The organism is Acinetobacter amyesii (genome assembly GCF_002018365.1).
GTDB lineage: Bacteria > Pseudomonadota > Gammaproteobacteria > Pseudomonadales > Moraxellaceae > Acinetobacter > Acinetobacter amyesii.
Map to the genome: position 1 here is coordinate 555,268 of NZ_MVKX01000001.1, position 17,089 is coordinate 572,356.

At 40.4% G+C, this 17,089-nt stretch carries 16 protein-coding genes; 9 read left to right on the plus strand and 7 right to left on the minus strand.

The features are described from left to right. Positions 1 to 78: 78 nt before the first annotated feature. A complete protein-coding gene (locus tag B1202_RS02755) occupies positions 79 to 786 on the plus strand; it encodes a Crp/Fnr family transcriptional regulator (RefSeq protein WP_078189047.1) in 708 nt (235 codons plus the stop codon). 96 nt (positions 787 to 882) lie between these two features. On the opposite strand, the gene B1202_RS02760 is transcribed toward B1202_RS02755, so the two are convergent. Beyond that, positions 883 to 1,041, minus strand: coding sequence for a hypothetical protein (locus tag B1202_RS02760; protein ID WP_228145121.1), 159 nt, complete (start codon positions 1,039 to 1,041; stop codon positions 883 to 885). 434 nt (positions 1,042 to 1,475) lie between these two features. Then, entirely contained in the window at positions 1,476 to 1,955 is a 480-nt protein-coding gene (locus B1202_RS02765; RefSeq protein WP_078189048.1) for a hypothetical protein, read from the minus strand. A gap of 103 nt (positions 1,956 to 2,058) precedes the next feature. On the opposite strand from B1202_RS02765, the gene B1202_RS02770 reads away from it, so the two are divergent. The 6 genes from B1202_RS02770 (at position 2,059) to dapC (ending at position 9,160) form a co-directional block, all read left to right on the plus strand. Next, positions 2,059 to 2,811 (plus strand): AzlC family ABC transporter permease, encoded by a 753-nt coding sequence (locus B1202_RS02770; RefSeq protein ID WP_078189049.1) that lies wholly within the window; start codon positions 2,059 to 2,061, stop codon positions 2,809 to 2,811. Next, positions 2,808 to 3,155: an L-valine transporter subunit YgaH gene (ygaH, locus tag B1202_RS02775; protein ID WP_078189050.1), complete on the plus strand. Its 348-nt coding sequence runs from the start codon at positions 2,808 to 2,810 to the stop codon at positions 3,153 to 3,155. The genes B1202_RS02770 and ygaH overlap by 4 nt, the downstream gene beginning before the upstream one ends. 122 nt (positions 3,156 to 3,277) lie before the next feature. After that, on the plus strand, positions 3,278 to 3,832 hold the full coding sequence (locus B1202_RS02780) for a hypothetical protein (protein ID WP_078189051.1): 555 nt from the start codon (positions 3,278 to 3,280) through the stop codon (positions 3,830 to 3,832). 232 nt (positions 3,833 to 4,064) lie between these two features. Next, positions 4,065 to 5,270 (plus strand): formate-dependent phosphoribosylglycinamide formyltransferase, encoded by a 1,206-nt coding sequence (gene purT, locus B1202_RS02785; RefSeq protein ID WP_078189052.1) that lies wholly within the window; start codon positions 4,065 to 4,067, stop codon positions 5,268 to 5,270. Between the two features lie 29 nt (positions 5,271 to 5,299). Next, positions 5,300 to 7,966 carry a [protein-PII] uridylyltransferase gene (glnD, locus tag B1202_RS02790; RefSeq protein ID WP_078189053.1) on the plus strand — a complete coding sequence of 889 codons (2,667 nt, stop codon included), beginning with the start codon at positions 5,300 to 5,302 and terminating at the stop codon, positions 7,964 to 7,966. A gap of 24 nt (positions 7,967 to 7,990) precedes the next feature. Further along, entirely contained in the window at positions 7,991 to 9,160 is a 1,170-nt protein-coding gene (dapC, locus tag B1202_RS02795; protein WP_078189054.1) for a succinyldiaminopimelate transaminase, read from the plus strand. A 142-nt stretch (positions 9,161 to 9,302) separates the two neighbouring features. Here the strand turns inward: dapC and B1202_RS02800 are convergent, their stop codons facing one another. From B1202_RS02800 to msrB, 4 genes are all read right to left on the minus strand, one after another. Then, complete coding sequence (locus B1202_RS02800) at positions 9,303 to 11,492, minus strand: TonB-dependent receptor (protein WP_078189055.1); 2,190 nt, start codon at positions 11,490 to 11,492, stop codon at positions 9,303 to 9,305. A 318-nt stretch (positions 11,493 to 11,810) separates the two neighbouring features. Then, positions 11,811 to 12,332, minus strand: a complete 522-nt coding sequence (locus tag B1202_RS02805) for an energy transducer TonB (RefSeq protein ID WP_143221558.1) — start codon at positions 12,330 to 12,332, stop codon at positions 11,811 to 11,813. A 102-nt stretch (positions 12,333 to 12,434) separates the two neighbouring features. After that, positions 12,435 to 12,923 (minus strand): glutathione peroxidase, encoded by a 489-nt coding sequence (locus B1202_RS02810; RefSeq protein ID WP_078189057.1) that lies wholly within the window; start codon positions 12,921 to 12,923, stop codon positions 12,435 to 12,437. Further along, complete coding sequence (gene msrB, locus B1202_RS02815) at positions 12,920 to 13,339, minus strand: peptide-methionine (R)-S-oxide reductase MsrB (protein WP_078189058.1); 420 nt, start codon at positions 13,337 to 13,339, stop codon at positions 12,920 to 12,922. Before msrB ends, B1202_RS02810 begins: the two co-directional genes overlap by 4 nt. A gap of 228 nt (positions 13,340 to 13,567) precedes the next feature. Here msrB and B1202_RS02820 point away from each other — a divergent pair, with 228 nt between their 5' ends. Both B1202_RS02820 and B1202_RS02825 read left to right on the plus strand, forming a co-directional pair. Continuing rightward, a complete protein-coding gene (locus B1202_RS02820; protein ID WP_078189059.1) occupies positions 13,568 to 14,998 on the plus strand; it encodes a pyridoxal phosphate-dependent aminotransferase in 1,431 nt (476 codons plus the stop codon). Positions 14,999 to 15,230: 232 nt separating this feature from the next. Further along, positions 15,231 to 16,406 (plus strand): YbfB/YjiJ family MFS transporter, encoded by a 1,176-nt coding sequence (locus B1202_RS02825; protein ID WP_078189060.1) that lies wholly within the window; start codon positions 15,231 to 15,233, stop codon positions 16,404 to 16,406. 332 nt (positions 16,407 to 16,738) lie between these two features. Here B1202_RS02825 and B1202_RS16425 read toward each other — a convergent pair whose 3' ends face one another. Further along, positions 16,739 to 16,927 (minus strand): hypothetical protein, encoded by a 189-nt coding sequence (locus B1202_RS16425; RefSeq protein ID WP_171262571.1) that lies wholly within the window; start codon positions 16,925 to 16,927, stop codon positions 16,739 to 16,741. Positions 16,928 to 17,089: the final 162 nt, after the last annotated feature.

The window sequence follows — 17,089 nt, forward strand, 5'->3', positions numbered from 1 at the left end:
CTCATTTCACTATATAAAAAATGCATCAATAAAGTTGTCAGCTAATAGACAAGTTGGACCATAAAATAAGGATATGCTGTGCTGGACGCTCAATATGTGCATCAACTCAATAAAAATGTGTGGTATTCAGGCTTAAATATTTCCTTCCAAGACTTTATCTGCCGCCATGCCCTGACCTTAACTTTCGAAAAAGACGCACGTGTTTTTTTATCAGGACAGCGTTTTAATGGTATGTATGCAGTCTTAGAAGGCGCAGTTCGCTTAGGCTATATCGATATTCATGGCAAAGAAGCGATTGCCGCCATTGCTGAGCCGATTATGTGGTTTGGCGAAATATCCTTGGTTGACCAATTACCACGCTCTCACGATGCCATCTGTACCAAAAAGTCCACCTTATTACACTTACCAGCTCAAGCAATTCAGCAATTATTACAACAACACCCTGAGTTTTGGTTTCATATTGCCCAGCTCACCAGTCAAAAACTTCGCTATGCCTTTATGGAACTCATTGCCTTACAAACGCAAAGTTTAAGTCAACGTCTCGCACAGCGTCTGCTGTTTATTTTAAATGGATATGGAAATCATTTGGAAATTGAGCAACACACCATATACATCTCGCAGGAACAACTTGCACAACTGATGAATTGCTCACGACAATCAGTCAATCATGAGCTTCAGCAATTGGAAAAAATGCAGGTGCTTCGTGTTGCGTTTAAACAAATTGAAATTTTAGATCTAGCGCAGTTACATCAGATTGCTCATGCACTTCCTGTGCATGATGTCTGACATTTGTGATTTAAATAAGTGCATTTAATTGCACCAGAATGATTCTTTATAGTTATTTTGCTTTTATTTGTGGCACTTCACTTTATCGAGTTTTGATCAAGACAATAATTGGCAAACATTTACACTGTCAAAACCATTTGTACATGCTGCAACTTCTTGAGTTGATGCTTCTGATTTGTCTTCAGTCGCTGCTTGTACATTGACTTCTGCAGTCAAAACAGCCAAAACCGATAATATCATTAATGTTTTTTTCATCTTAATCACCTATTCAACGTCTTTAATATAATGTACATACTTCATCTTTTACGCAGTTATTTTTACACACTTTATCAAATAATGATAATTTTAATTTTTTATAACATTATCCATACTTTGTATTATTAATATTTTAAAGATATTAATTAAAGAAAAAGACAGACGACTAGCGTTCTAAAATGGAGTGTTTTTTATCAATAAATCTTTCTAAAAAAATAATTATGTACTTAATAATCAATGTTTTTTATCTATTTAACTTCAGAAAACAACCATACAACTTGGAATTTAGCTCAATACCAAGACAGCAGTCTGATTTAATTTTTATAAGAAATAGCGATGCTTTTAGGAGGATTTTCCAATCCTCTCTTATAGATTTATTCTTGTTTTTTGATATTTTCCAAAAAAAGCAGTGAAACTTCACTGCTTTGATCGGGTTAAACGCCTACTTTTTTCGGATCGGTATTTCCGAGTTCAGGGTTTTCAATCGCACCTTTGCATTGATTTTTATCACGCTCATAATCTGCTTGCTTTTGTGCAACAGTCGAACTCTGATCAATACTTTCACGTGCCCAAATTTCCAAACTTGTCAAAGCCTTACGACACAGTGCATATTTTCCTTCAGTCACAGAATCGGTCATTTTTACATTAATACGCCATTCCGTACTTAATTTACGCGCTGGAACACGGACTTTCTCTTCCATCTGATCGACTTGCTTTGCATAAACAATCGGATCGACTTCATTGATAAACGCCCAAGCTTTGGCAGCATACTCCGTTGCATCATTGGTTAATTTGGGTGCTGCTTTAATTTCGACTTGAGCTTGTTCAGCTCCATCATTACCACAGGCCTGCAACAACACCGTGCTGCTCAATAATGAAACAATCAGTATCCCACGCATCTTTAACCTCTGCATATCCGGCTCATTTCAGCAAACATATTCGGCAATATGCTAGTGAATTCGAGTACAATACTCAATCATCATTTGACCTGTTGTTCAACTCTTTCAAAGGTGTGTCGTGTCTGAGCACAAACTTCCTACAGTTCAGCCTGCGGGTTTTTGGCAAGGTGCTAAAGATAGCCAAGCCATTATCTTTACCTATCTTCCTGTTTCTTTTGCATTTGGGGTTTCTGCGACTCAATTTGGTTTCACTGCGTGGGAAGCCTTATTCTTATCATGCTCTATGTATGCAGGTGCCAGTCAGTTTCTCGTCGTTGCGTTACTGGGAAGTGGTACATCCATTTGGATGACTGCACTCACTGTGATTGCTCTCGATATCCGCCATTTACTCTATGGCCCTGCCTTACAAAACCTGATTCAAGACCGACTCAATTTAAAGAAAACGGCAGTTTGGGCTTGGGGTTTAACCGACGAAGTTTTCGCATCAGGTATGATCAAACTGTCGCAACGTCGTCAAGAATGGTCAGAATCTTGGATGTTAGGACTCAGCTTATTTAGTTGGCTGTCTTGGGCAACAGGCTCATTTTTAGGCGGTTTATTTGCCGATCAAGTCAGCAACCTTCCACAATTTTTACAAGCTGCACTCGACTTCCTACTGCCTGCATTGTTTTTAAGCTTTTTACTTGCAGCATTTGAGAAAAAACATACATTTGTGGTCACGGTTACAATTATTGTTTCTGCGATTGCCTGCTACTTTATCGACTTGTCTGCCGCGATTTTTATCGGTATTTCTTCTGGTATTCTTGCCGGTTTATTCAAACATTATGTCTTAAAAAAACCTGATCCAGAACATATGGGTGAAGCATCATGAATCTAGAAATTATCTTGGTCGGGATCTTGGTCGGAATTGCGAATTTTGCATCACGGTTTGGGCCATTTTTTGTAATTCAGAAATTTCAGCAAGGTTCACAACAGCGTGGTTCTTTATGGCTCAAAATCGCTTTGGGCTCGATTGGTATCGCTGCAATTAGTTCGATGTTGGTGGTTGCAACCTTACCGCCTTTACTTGAAACCCCAAATAAAAGCTTTGCCATGTTGGTTGGTTTTGCTGTGCTTGCAGGTTTGTATTTCAAGTTTAAGAAAATTGTACCTGCTACGCTGACTGCGGCACTGACTTATGGCTTAGTCTATACCTATATACCTTTTCATCTCTAAAGCTGAGTCAGCGACAATCCAAATCCCCCTCAAGTACAAGCTTCTTCAGCCTGTGCTTTTTAATTAGCAATATTTATGAGATAGTCAACGCATAACATAAAAAATCTAGCGAAAACCAATAGATGGCAAAGTACCATTTTATTCAAGGCAAAATTTATATTCATTCTAGACAACCATCTAAATTGAGTTGGGGACTGCAAAAGCCCATCGAAAGCGTATATTTTCAATGCTTCATTCAAAGCCAACTGTTCAGTGGTAATTTCTGTGCTGTACATTGCCAACCTGCAGATCAGATCCGCGCCATTTATATCGAGAAAAATCAGCAAAAGACGATTGTGGGCTTATGTAACTGCACACAGCAGATTCTGCACTTACATCCGCGTCGCCTGATGTTTTCACACATCTCGATGCCCCGTCTGTTCAGCAATTTTCTGCAGCTGTCCGGTTTTTTATTGATTTTTTCTATTGTGCATTTTCAGCCTCAGTGCATGGCTCAATTCATCATTTCACCTTCTATCGGTAGCTGCGGACGCATTCTATTTCACTGCCGTTTTAATTGGCTTAATATTGATTTTATGTATATGCACCGTACCACTGCTCGGATTACTGTACTGGCCCAATTTCCGCCAAACATCTATACAGCTCCGTGCGCTTCAATGTGCAAATTTGAATTTTAAGCCATTCCCTGCATCTGTAAAAAATGCAAGCATATTTAAAGTGAATTTAAATAAAAACAACTAAATACCACTTTTTAAAGATTCTCACAGATAAATAATTACACGAAAGCTTACCCATAAAGATATAAAAAAAATTGTTGGACAATATCATTTATTTATGTGAACACTCGCTTATCTCTCGAACAAGTTCTGCTATGCTTAAATTCCCATAAAATCAAGCATGGATGATTACATGAGCGTCACTATTGGTACTCCACTTCAGTCTTCAGCGTATAAAGTCTTACTGTTAGGTTCTGGTGAACTCGGTAAAGAAGTTGTGATTTCATTACAACGTTTGGGTGTAGAAGTTCATGCTGCCGATCGTTATGACCATGCTCCTGCCATGCAAGTTGCACATTTTTCTCATACTTTAAATATGGCAGATCCTGAGGCACTTAAAGCCTTAATTTCTCAAGTTAAGCCTCATTTGATTGTCCCTGAAATTGAAGCCATTGCGACTCAAGTTTTGGTCGAAATTGAAGAACAAAGTATTGCCACTGTCATTCCTTCTGCAAAAGCTGTAAACCTGACAATGAATCGTGAAGGGATTCGCCGTCTAGCTGCCGAAGAGCTTGGACTCCCGACTTCAGCCTACCGATTTGCCAACACACTTGAAGCGTTCCGTGCTGCATGCGATGACATTGGCTATCCAAACTTTGTTAAGCCTGTCATGTCGTCTTCGGGTAAAGGACAGTCACGTGTAAAAAGCTTTGATGAAGTTGATGCTGCTTGGGAATATGCACAAACAGGTGGGCGTGTAAATCAAGGTACAGTGATCGTAGAATCACAAATTGACTTTGACTTTGAAATCACCCTGCTGACTGTTCGTGCAAAAAATGCAGAAACAGGTGAAATTGAAACATCATTCTGCGACCCGATTGGCCACCGCCAAGACGCTGGCGACTATGTTGAAAGTTGGCAGCCACAACTCATGACTGCTCTTGCTTTAGAAGAAGCCAAGCGTATTGCCAATAAAGTAACCATTGCATTAGGTGGATGTGGCATTTTTGGGGTGGAACTGTTTGTCAAAGGCGATAAAGTATGGTTTAGTGAGGTATCACCTCGTCCACACGATACAGGCCTTGTCACTCTTGCATCGCAATTCCAAAGTGAATTCGAACTGCATGCACGTGCCATTCTTGGTCTCCCTGTGAATACTGCTCGACACAGTACTGCTGCGAGCGCAGTCATCTATGCAGGCGTGGATGATACCAATTTATCATTTACTGGCTTAAATCTTGCTTTGGCTAATCCAGACACCGATTTACGCCTCTTTGGTAAACCAGAAGGCTTTAAACGTCGCCGTATGGGCGTAGCAACAGCACGCGCTGAAACCACAGATCACGCGCGTGAACTTGCTCAACATGCTGCACAACAAGTCAGTGTTCAACAAAACTAAGTTTGTAACACCTTAACGGACCACTGTTCATGATCAATACGCTTCCTCTGCTGAATTACATTAAAAGTAACCACGACATTCAGGCGATTAACCAATGGCGCTCAGATGTTGAAAATCAGCTACAGGAATGCTTTGAAAATGGACAGTCGATTCGTGATGTGATTTTGGCTCGATCGAATCTAATCGATGAAGCCTTAAAGTTCTTATGGACACATGCTGAACTCGACCAAACCGATCTCGGTTTGTTTGCTGTCGGCGGCTATGGTCGCCGTGAAATGCTGCCATACTCCGACGTCGATATCATGATTTTATCTGAAGATGAAATCAGCCCAGAACAAGAAAAACTCATCTCCAGCTTTATTTCAACTCTTTGGGATGTTGGTAATTTCAAGCCGGGCATCAGTGTACGTACTATTAATGATTGTGTTGCTCAAGCCACCAATGATTTAACCGTGGCAACAGCGCTAATCGAAGCACGCTTGATTGTGGGCAATGAACACCTAGCCAAATGGCCACGCCGTATCGTGTCGCAGACATGGACGGATAAAACCTTCTATGATGCCAAAATGCAAGAGCAAGCCAAACGCTATGCTCAACATAACAATACCGAAAGCAACTTAGAACCCGATATTAAAAATGCGCCCGGTGGTATCCGCGACATCAACCAAATCGGTTGGATTGCAAAGCGTCATTTCCGTGTCAATCGCATCTATGACCTTGTACATTTGGGCTTTATTTCAGAGTTTGAACTTAGCGTTCTTGAAGAAACAGAAAGCTTTCTTTGGGAAATTCGTCATCATTTACATCGCTTAACCAAGCGCGACGAAAACCGTTTACTGTTTGATTATCAACGTGACATTGCCGCTAAATTTGGCTATCAGCGTGAAGAAGGTAAATCACCGAATTATCCAATCGAACAGTTCATGAAACGTTACTACCGTAGCGCTCAGCAAGTGACGACCTTAAATGAAATGCTCTTGGCTTATTTTAATGAATCGGTCATCACGCCACGCTTGCCTGACTATGAACGTAAGATTGAAGAGATCAATGCCAACTTCAAATTAGTCGATGGCAAATTGGCGGTGCAGCATCATAAAATTTTCTCTGAAAATCCAAGTGCTATTTTAGAAATTTTCTACCTCTTGGCGAATCGTCCAGAAATTGAAGGGATTCGTGCCCGAACTTTACGTCTATTGTCTCTTGCGGCAAAACGTATTGATCAAAACTTCCGTGACAATCCTGCACATCAAGCCTTATTTATGGCAATCATTCGCTCACCCTACCGTTTATATGACACCATGGTGGCGATGAAACGTTATGGTGTGCTCGGCAACTATATTCCTGCCTTTGGGCAAATCATGGGACTCATGCAATACGACTTGTTCCATATTTATACTGTCGATGCCCACACCCTGTTATTACTGCGTAATTTAAACCGTTTTAAAGAGCCTGAATTTGCTAAGGACTTCCCTGTCGTTAGCTCCGTATTCCAACGACTGGCGCGCCGTGACATTGTTTATTTAGCGGCAATTTTCCATGATATCGCCAAAGGTCGTGGTGGTGACCACAGTGAACTTGGTGCAGCGGATGCAATTGATTTCTGCCGTACCCATGGGTTTACTGAACGTGAATGCAACCTTGTCGCATGGTTGATTCAAAACCATCTCCTGATGTCCGTTACTTCTCAGAAAAAAGACATTTCCGATCCAGATGTGGTGAAAGAATTTGCTGAAAAAATGGGCGACATGGAGCATCTCGACTATCTTTATACCTTAACAGTTGCTGATATCAACGCAACCAATCCGACGCTTTGGAATACATGGCGTGCATCACTCATGCGTCAACTGTATACACAAGCGCGTGATGTGATTCGTTCAGGTCTGGGTCGTCCTGTAGACTACCCAATGCTGATTGAAGACACCAAATTTGCAGCCAGTGAACTGTTAGTCAATGATTTTGCACTCTACGATGTAGAAACTGTTTGGCAAGAACTTGGTGATGAATATTTCCTGAAAGAATCTGCCGATGAAATCGCATGGCATACGCGCGCCATTTTAAAACATGGCAATAATGCTGAGCCATTGGTGATGATGCGAGCACATCGCAAATTTGCACAAGATGCGGTACAGATCTTTATTTACACCCAAGATCAGCCTAACTTGTTTGCAACCACAGTGGCTATTTTGGACAGAATGAATCTAGACGTTCAGGATGCTCGGATTATTACTGCATCCACTGCATTTAGTTTGGACACTTATGTTGTACTTGACCGTTTTGGCACCTTATTAACAGATCCTGAACGTGAACAAACCGTTATTGAAGCGCTCAAAAAAGCCTTGAGCCAATCTGACAAGTACCCAGGCCTGATGCAACGTCGTATTCCACGTCAACTGCGTCATTTTGATATTGAAAATACCGTGAGTATTTCTTTTAATGAAGCGCTTCAACAAAATATGGTTGAAATTGCGACACTTGACCATCCGGGCTTACTTGCTAAAGTCGGTGGTTTATTTATGATGCAAGGCCTAGATATTCACTCTGCGAAAATTGCAACGCTCGGTGAACGTGCAGAAGATATTTTCTATGTCACTAAAAAAGATGGCTCACCTATGAGCGATTCAGAAGCGGAAACGTTTGCTGCACAATTAAAGTCAGCACTCGATGAAGCTTCGAATCAGGTTTGTAGTCATCATTAACTTAAATTGATCGGTATCCATTCCATGAACTCCAGTTTGTCATTATTGCACCCTTATCCATTTGAAAAGCTAAATAAGCTATTTCAGGATGTGAAACCCGCAGATTTGCCTTTGATTCCCCTATCGATTGGTGAACCAAAGCATCCTGCACCGGAGTTTGTGAAACAGGCCATTATTGATAATTTTCAGCATTTATCCACTTACCCAAACAGTAAAGGTTTACCTGAGCTTCGCACGAGTATTGCAAATTGGTTAACCCGTCGCTTTAAACTCAATAGCATCAGTGCAGATACCAACGTACTGCCTGTGTCAGGTACGCGTGAAGCGATCTTCTCGTTTGTACAAGCTTTGATTAAACGTGAAGATGCCCCTTATGTGGTGATGCCAAATCCGTTCTACCAAATCTATGAAGGCGCAACTTTACTTGCGGGTGCAGAACCTTACTTCATTAACTGTACAGAAGAAAATAACTACCTTGGCGACTTTGACGCTGTACCAGCTGAAGTTTGGGAAAAAACAGCTTTACTGTTTGTCTGCACACCGGGTAATCCTACAGGTGCGGTACTTTCTAAAGAACAGTTTAAAAAACTGATTGCTCTGTCTGACCAATATAATTTTGTGATTGCATCTGATGAATGTTACTCAGAGCTTTGGTTTGATGAAGCACCTGTTGGTCTGCTTGAAGTCTGTGCTGAAATGGGCCGTGATGACTATAAAAACTGCGTGGTATTCCACTCATTGTCTAAACGCTCTAATTTACCGGGTATGCGTTCTGGCTTTGTTGCAGGTGACGCGGCACTTTTAAAACCTTATTTACAATACCGTACTTATCATGGCGCTGCGATGCCTGTTCAACACCAGTTGGCTTCAATTGCAGCTTGGGATGACGAAGCACACGTCGAAGAAAACCGCGTCCAGTACCGTGCAAAATTTGAATTATTCCAACGCGAACTGAGTCACCTACTACCATTACAAAAACCTGATGCTGGGTTTTACTACTGGTTAAAAGTCGATAATGATGAAACTTTTGCCAAAATGCTCATGGAAAAAGCACACGTTAAAGTGCTTCCAGGCCGTTATTTATCACGCGATACAGCACAAGGTAATCCGGGTGAAAACCATGTCCGTTTAGCCCTTGTTGCCGATATTGCCCAATGTGAAGAAGTGATTCGTCGCTTAAAAGCAGTGCTTTAATTGATTTAAAGCGTTTTGCTTAAAACAAAAAATGCCCCAAATTTGGGGCATTTTTATTTGAGTTATTTCTTAACCATCATTCAGAGAAAATCATTTAAGGGTATTCACTTAGAAACAATTATTAAGAAATCACTGAAAACCATTAGAAATCAAATGTAGCACTCAATTTAAATGTTCGAGGTTCGCTGAGTGACAAATACGTATAATCGTTCACCGATGCCGAAGCCCAATAGTCTTTATCTAAAACATTGGTCACACTAAAAATCAAACTGGTAGGTACACTCTTGATTTGGGTTTTATAGTTTGCACCCAAATCTACACGTGTCCAATCTTTAAGTTTCAATGTGTTGGCATTGTTTGCATAAGTTGAACCCGTATAGACAACACGCCCATTTACACTAACATCTTGCTCAATCGGTAGTTTCCAGTCCGCTTCGACATTGGCTTGGAACTCCGGCACACCAATCACACGATGCCCATCAAATAAACCTTGGTATGTGTCTTTTTGTTCGGTATCAATCCACGTTGCGCCGCCCAATATTTTGATTGAATCTGTTAATTGACCATAGGCATTAAATTCAAGCCCTTGGTGAATATTCGTCGCTTGACTGATTTGTGCTGTCCCTGAGCTATTCACTGAGGCTTTTTGGCGATCTGTATAGAAATAATTCAATGTTCCGCCAATCAAGCCATTTTCATATTTCACGCCCAGTTCTTTTTGTTTCGAGACAAATGGATCGGCAATAAAGTTATTACCTTCACTATCCAAAATCGCTTCGCCTTGAACCAAAGCTTCGATGTAATTGGCATACATAGACCATTCAGGCGTTAATTTATAACTCACGCCCAATGCCGGAGTCAGCTGATTTTTATTAATATTGTATTTATAGGTTCCGTAAGAATATACGTCTTGATCAACTTCCTGATAACGCGCACCAAGCATGAGGGTCAAACGATCATCTAACATCGAAATATTGTCGCCCAAGGCAAAACTTTTCAAGGTACTGACACCTGCTTTTGGATAAGTCCCTTCTACCCCCAACCATTTGTCAATGTTAGAATCTTCGGTGTAAATCGGATCATAAAAATTATCATTCAAACTGGTGGCATATCCATAGCTATAGCGTTTATCTGCACGATATAAAGAACCAGAAGCGACCACTTGATGTTTTAAAGCACCTGTTTCAAATTTAGTTTTCACACCGAGTTCTGCTGAGTGATTACGATCTTTACGTGGAATCATCGATGCAGAAAGTTTTGCCGTTCCTGCTGCGGTATCACTTAATTGCTGGCTTGAGTAAACACCAGCTTCTTCTGATTTGCGAAATCCATATGCGGCATAGGCTGTCGTTGCATCGGTTAAGTCATATTCAGCACGTACACTTCCGAATAAATCTTCTTCATTTGAATAAGTCCAAGCTTGACCATGATAATTAGCATACTGAGCAGCACTCGGAAGCTGTGTAACTGCATTGGTTAAACGTAAACTCGGTCGATTTTCTGAAAGGCGGTTATTGTTATATCCAAAATCACCAGATAGACGGAGACGCTCCCCTTTGTAGTCCGCAGCAATCAAAGCCAATCCAAGTGTTTTCTTTTCTTGGTCAATCTCGGTTCCACCATCATGGTAAGCTGTATTGACCCGCATTCCAAATTGATCATCTGTCCCAAAGCGACGTGATACATCCGATGCCACATAGGCACCATTGAAGTTTGTACCCACCGTCACACGTGTTAATGGATCATTACTGGCACGTTTCGGAAGTAAGTTAATTGAACCACCAATTCCTGTTCCACCCGGGATTGCACCATTTAAAAATGCCGAAGCGCCTTTGAAGACTTCTACCCGCTCAAACAGTTCTGTTGGAATATATTGGCGTGGCAATATGCCATACAGGCCGTTATATGCCGTATCATCTGATGCCAGTGCAAAACCACGAATAAAATAGGCTTCTTGAAAGTTCCCATAACCTTTGGCCGTACGCACACCCGCATCTGCTTGTAGCACGTCACCAACACTTTTCGCTTGGCGGTCTTGGATATATTGCTGGGTATAACTGGTGATATTAAATGGTGTTTCTAAATTTTTCTGATTACCAAAAATACCTACTTTACCGCCTGTCGCGACTTGCCCCCCTGCATAAGGCTTCATCAAGCCATTTGCAGAAGCATCCGCACTCACGACCACATTAATGGCTTCTAGCGTTTGAACTTCTGTACTATCGATATTGGCAGCGGGATGTTCCGTTTCAGCGACTTCATTCGCATAAACATATGTGAACCCTTGTGTAGCACACGCCATCATCACACAGAGCTGCTTCATTTTTAACATTGGGAGAGTAATCCTAGAAAATACGCCCACATAATAAATGATAATGATTAGCGTTTATTCTTTCATTTCATGTTTTACGATGCTTTTTATTTATTACTTTTTATTTTTTAATTGTAATTTTTTATTAAGCTCAACTTAACGAATTATACTCACCTGATTGGTGAATAGCGTTTTATTCCATCAAAACACAGACATCAAGCGGTTTATAACTAGTCACAAAATCAATATCCACTCTTTATCCATCAGATGAAAACCCAAGCAATGACAAATCATTCACGGAGCATAGACAATGATTAACATATGCCTTCTGCTATAGGCTTATTGAGGTGGATGAATAGCAAATTCATGTTCAACAGTATAACTGAGATTTTTATCGACCATTGGAATGGGTTCAAGTCGCGCAACCAATAGGGATTTTTGTACTTTTTGATCAAAGCTTTTAGAGCCTGAACTTGCAATGAGTTTTGAGCTACCAATATAGCCAGTTGCAGCAATCACGGTGAGCTGTAGTTTGACAGGATGCTTATATGTTTTCATTTCAGACGCAGACAGCACATATTGTGGTGCATTTACCCAAGAGACTTCATACATTTTCAGTTTGACATGTGGATCAATTACATCGGCAACACGCGTAGGTTGGTATTCTTCTACAGGTGTTTTTAATAATTGCAATAATGCGTTGACCTGAGCATCTGTCGTGTAGTCTAGATTGCTGGCATCAACAGAAGTTTCTGCAGATTCAGAAGCGTTCAAATTGCTATCTGCCCACGCTGTACTCAAACATACGGGTAAAAAAACCGTTAAAACACAAATTCGACGTTTAACCATCTGCTTAAACAATGTGATGACCTTCAAATAAAGAGCCGTCAGTATAAAACATCCAAAAAAAATAAAGACGCTTTCGCGCCTTTATATCAACCTCAGTGCCACCAATAACTCACTTTATTTTGACTGAGCCAATGCTTTTTCAATATCTTCATTCAAGGTTTCAGGCTTGGTCGTGGGTGCATAGCGGTTCAAGACCTGACCATTTTTCCCAATTAAAAACTTCGTAAAATTCCACTTAATACCATTTCCCAATACGCCTTTCGAGTTATTGGTTAAATAACGGAAAATCACATGCGCTTCAGGGCCTTTTACATTCACTTTGGCAAACATCGGGAAAGATACGCCATAATTTTTTTGACAAAACGCGCCAATTTGATCATTCGAGCCCGGATCTTGCCCGCCAAATTGGTTGCATGGAAAGCCTAAAACCTCCAAACCTTGATCTTTATATTGTTCGTAAATTTTTTCCAAACCTGCAAATTGAGGAGTGAACCCACATTTGCTGGCGGTATTTACAATTAATAAAACCTTACCTTCATAATCTGCAAAGGATTTATTACTTCCGTCCAGTAATTCTGCTTCAAACTGGTGAATGGTGGTCATGGATAAGTTTCCTCATCATTTTTTTCTTTTGTTTCTAATTCTAAGGATGCCGAATTAATACAATAACGTAATCCAGTCGGCTGTGGGCCATCAGCAAAAACATGCCCTAAGTGAGCGTCACAATGATGACAAACAATTTCTGTTCTGACCATACCGTGCGTCGTATCTACATTTTCTTCTACCGCAGCAGGTTCAATCGGCTTATAAAAGCTTGGCCAACCACAACCGCTATCGTATTTTGTTTCAGAAGAAAAAAGCGGCTCCCCGCAACAACGACATACATACGTCCCAGCTTGTTTAGTATTCCAATATTTTCCAGTGAAAGCTTGCTCCGTGCCTTTCTGACGCGTTATGCGAAACTCTTCTGGCGACAATTCTCTTTGCCATTCTCTTTCTGTTTTATTGAGTTTTCCCATGATGACGTCCCTTTATATCGTGGTATTTAAAATAGGATAATCCTATATTTACGTCATTCAATCTTAAATTTCTAGTCTTTATTCAACAATTTACAAAATCTATATAATGACCAAAAAAGCAAAAGGTAAGCAAATATAAAATCATGGTGAGCAAAACACCAAATTAAATGCTTTTTTGTGAGCAACTTTAGTGATAATCTTAGCGCTACTCTTGCTCAGGATTAAAAAATGTCGCAGAAAAAGAGCGTAATTTTTAAAAATCTGCTGCCCGTGATCAAACAATATCAACAGGCAGGGTTTACGCATGAAAAAATAGTTGCTTTACTCAGAGATGAACATCATCTCGATTTAGTAACGACCGAGACATTTAAAAGCTATTTATACCGTTATGCAAAAGTGACCTCCACTCTTTCCGAGAATATAAAAATGCCGAATACGTTTAACACACCACGCGAAATTAAGAAATCGTCTAAGCTCGAGCATGTTTGCTACGACATTCGCGGACCAGTGTTGCGAGCGGCCAATGAGATGGAAGAGGCTGGCCATAAAATTATTAAATTAAATATTGGTAACCCTGCTCCTTTTGGTTTTGAAGCGCCTCAAGAAATTATTAACGACGTGGCACTCAACCTGCCAAATGCAATTGGTTATACCGACTCAAAAGGCATCTTCCCTGCGCGTAAAGCGATTTGTCAGTATTATCAACAAAAAGGTATCTTAAACATGCACGTGAATGACGTGTATGTTGGTAATGGCGTATCTGAACTGATCGTGATGGCAATGCAAGGCTTGCTCGACGATGGTGACGAAATGCTAGTGCCTATGCCAGATTATCCGCTTTGGACAGCAGCAGTTAACCTTTCTGGCGGTACAGCTATTCACTATAAATGTGATGAAGAAAATTTCTGGTATCCAGATATTGCCGACATGGAAAGTAAAATCACCCCGAATACCCGCGGTATCGTGGTGATTAACCCGAACAACCCAACAGGTGCGGTTTACCCACGTCATGTGCTTGAGCAAATTGTAGCTCTTGCGAAGAAATACGACTTAATTTTGTTTGCTGATGAAATTTACGACAAGATCGTTTATGACGGTATTGAGCATGTCTCTGTTGCTTCATTGGCGGGCGATCAGCTGTGTATTTCTTTCAATGGCTTATCTAAAGCGTATCGAATTGCAGGTTACCGTTCAGGCTGGATGGCAATTACAGGTGATAAATCACGCGCGCTAGACTACATTGAAGGTTTAGACATGTTGGCGTCGATGCGTCTCTGTGCCAACCACCAAGCGCAATATGCGATTCAAACAGCTTTAGGCGGTTATCAATCAATTAATGATCTCATCCGTCCGGGCGGTCGTTTATATGAACAACGCAACATTGCTTGGGAAATGCTGAATGATATACCGGGTGTGTCTTGTGTGAAACCAGAGGGTGCTATGTACTGCTTCCCTAAACTAGATCCTGAAATTTACCCAATTCAAGACGATGAGAAATTCATGCTAGATTTCCTCCGTGCTGAAAAAGTGCTTTTGGTTCAAGGTACTGGCTTTAACTGGCCAACACCTGATCACTTCCGTGTGGTGTTCTTGCCTGCTGAAAATGAACTACGTGAAGCACTCACTCGTTTAGGTCGTTTCTTGGCGAAAATGCGTTAATTCATAATTGATTTAAAAATAAGAAAACCGTACGCCATGTACGGTTTTTTTATTACTGTATCTTTAAATTTGATTTCTTACTGTACTCACACCACAGCTATCTTTTTGAATCGTTAAGTTTTTAATAATTTATTTTGAGCTTAGACCTTAGTCAAAACTTTAAGATCTGTTGATTTTTCTACAGCATATTCATGTTATTTTTTAACCAATCAAAAAAATACATGAGTACAGGATGTTCTCAAACAAAATTAAACTGAGCCTATTTCTCTGTCTAAGCATGTGCCTCGGCATCGGGATCTTACGTTTTTCCTATACCGCACTACTCCCTTCAACCCGTGAAGCCTTTGGTTGGAGCCCAAGTTTTGCCAGCATCTTAGGCAGTGCCAATTTGCTCGGCTACTTAATCGGCGCATTTTGGGCCATGAAATTACCCCAAAATAAAAGCATGGTGAGCTACATCCAACTCGCGGCTATTGCAGGGACACTCAGTTTACTCAGTTGTGCATTTTCAGGTTTTTCAGAAATTTGGTACAGCACTTGGCGCGTAATTTCAGGGATCAGTGGTGGATTATTGATGATCCTCTCCCCAAGTGTCGTGGCCCAATGTTCACAGCTTCAAGACCGCTTTAAAATCAACTTTATTGGTTTTAGTGGTATTGGCTTGGGGGTCCTAATGGCAACGCTATTTTTGCCTTACATCCAAGATATTTCCACGATGTGGGCTTGGTTGATTTTGTTTTCTTTTTCAGCCCTGATTTGTATGTTACTCAGCGTGCTTTTGAAGGGGTTTAAAACACAGCTCACAACACTCACCGAGGTTCCAGCAGTAGAACATAAAGTCGATGGAATTTTCTATTGTCTCTTAATTGTGTATAGCACCAGTGCTTTTGCTTACGTGCCTCATTCATTATTTTGGATTGACTATTTAACTCACACCCTACACCTCAGCCCGATCGGGATCAATTTCAATTGGATTTTATATGGTTTAGGTAGTGCTTTAGGGGCCTTTGCCGCTTACTGCTTAGCACAAAAACTGGGAAATATTAGCGCTCTTAAAATTTTATATAGCAACTATGTCTTGGCGATTTTTATAGCGATTATTAATATCCATCCACTTTTTACTTTTTTATCTTCTTTTGCGACAGGCTTGCTCAATCCGGCAGTGGTTTTTCTCACCTCTTATACCATTTTGCAAATCTATGGTAGCGCCTATAAAAAGCTCTGGAGCATTGCAACTCTGTGCTTTGCATCTATTCAATTGATCGGTGGTTTAAGCTTTAGTTTTTTACAGCGAATTGGTATTGATTTTTCACAGCAATTTATTATAGCCGCATGCGTCCTCTGCATTGGAACACTACAGCTCTTTTGGTTTACTCGCACAGCAAAATTGAGCAAAAATCTCGTCTAGGCCGATCATATGACATTCAACTGCATCATCAATCACACATACAAAAGTCATGCATACAAAAATCATGCATACAAAGAAAAGACCTATATAAATAGGTCTTTTCTTTTTGATAAAGAGTGAATGGGCTAAGCTTTTTTCAGCTTTTTCTTTAATTTTTTCAGAGCAGAATTATGCTTTGAAATTTTGTTCAACCTCGCTTTAATTTCCTTTTTAAGTGATTTGGTTTTCTTAGACAAATTCATCTCCTTCTCGTCTACGTATAAATCTTAAATTTAGTTCAATGAGTAAATCGTTTGACCAAATGAACTTTGAATCACAAAGTCTTTAGCCTATTAATGATGTTGTTGACGCTGATTTCGTTGATGTGGCTGTTGTTTCTGTTTCTTTTGGTCTTGTTGCTGTTGCTGTTGCTGTTGCTGTTGCTGTTGCTGTTGCTGTTGCTGTTGCTGTTGCTGTTGCTGATCATTTTGCTGCTGTTGTTGATCAGATTGTTGGTTTTGTTGATGCTGTTTACGAGACATTTCATTTCTCCTTTTCATCACAAATATCGCAATGTACTGCTGCTAGGTGTACTTCTACTAAAGGACAACAACCAATGTACCGCTAATTTTTAAGGATCCAAGCCGATAAATGTTTCGAATTACGTCATTGTAAAATCACTGGAGAATAATTAATTTGAAATC

What these genes read in the sequence shown, in the direction of transcription:
- B1202_RS02760 (WP_228145121.1), bottom strand. Translation starts at nt 1,041, where the DNA reads ATGAAAAAAACATTAATGATATTATCGGTTTTGGCTGTTTTGACTGCA.
- B1202_RS02765 (WP_078189048.1), bottom strand. Translation starts at nt 1,955, where the DNA reads ATGCAGAGGTTAAAGATGCGTGGGATACTGATTGTTTCATTATTGAGC.
- ygaH (WP_078189050.1), top strand. Translation starts at nt 2,808, where the DNA reads ATGAATCTAGAAATTATCTTGGTCGGGATCTTGGTCGGAATTGCGAAT.
- B1202_RS02780 (WP_078189051.1), top strand. Translation starts at nt 3,278, where the DNA reads ATGGCAAAGTACCATTTTATTCAAGGCAAAATTTATATTCATTCTAGA.
- purT (WP_078189052.1), top strand. Translation starts at nt 4,065, where the DNA reads ATGAGCGTCACTATTGGTACTCCACTTCAGTCTTCAGCGTATAAAGTC.
- glnD (WP_078189053.1), top strand. Translation starts at nt 5,300, where the DNA reads ATGATCAATACGCTTCCTCTGCTGAATTACATTAAAAGTAACCACGAC.
- dapC (WP_078189054.1), top strand. Translation starts at nt 7,991, where the DNA reads ATGAACTCCAGTTTGTCATTATTGCACCCTTATCCATTTGAAAAGCTA.
- B1202_RS02800 (WP_078189055.1), bottom strand. Translation starts at nt 11,492, where the DNA reads ATGTTAAAAATGAAGCAGCTCTGTGTGATGATGGCGTGTGCTACACAA.
- B1202_RS02810 (WP_078189057.1), bottom strand. Translation starts at nt 12,923, where the DNA reads ATGACCACCATTCACCAGTTTGAAGCAGAATTACTGGACGGAAGTAAT.
- msrB (WP_078189058.1), bottom strand. Translation starts at nt 13,339, where the DNA reads ATGGGAAAACTCAATAAAACAGAAAGAGAATGGCAAAGAGAATTGTCG.
- B1202_RS02820 (WP_078189059.1), top strand. Translation starts at nt 13,568, where the DNA reads ATGTCGCAGAAAAAGAGCGTAATTTTTAAAAATCTGCTGCCCGTGATC.
- B1202_RS02825 (WP_078189060.1), top strand. Translation starts at nt 15,231, where the DNA reads ATGTTCTCAAACAAAATTAAACTGAGCCTATTTCTCTGTCTAAGCATG.
- B1202_RS16425 (WP_171262571.1), bottom strand. Translation starts at nt 16,927, where the DNA reads ATGTCTCGTAAACAGCATCAACAAAACCAACAATCTGATCAACAACAG.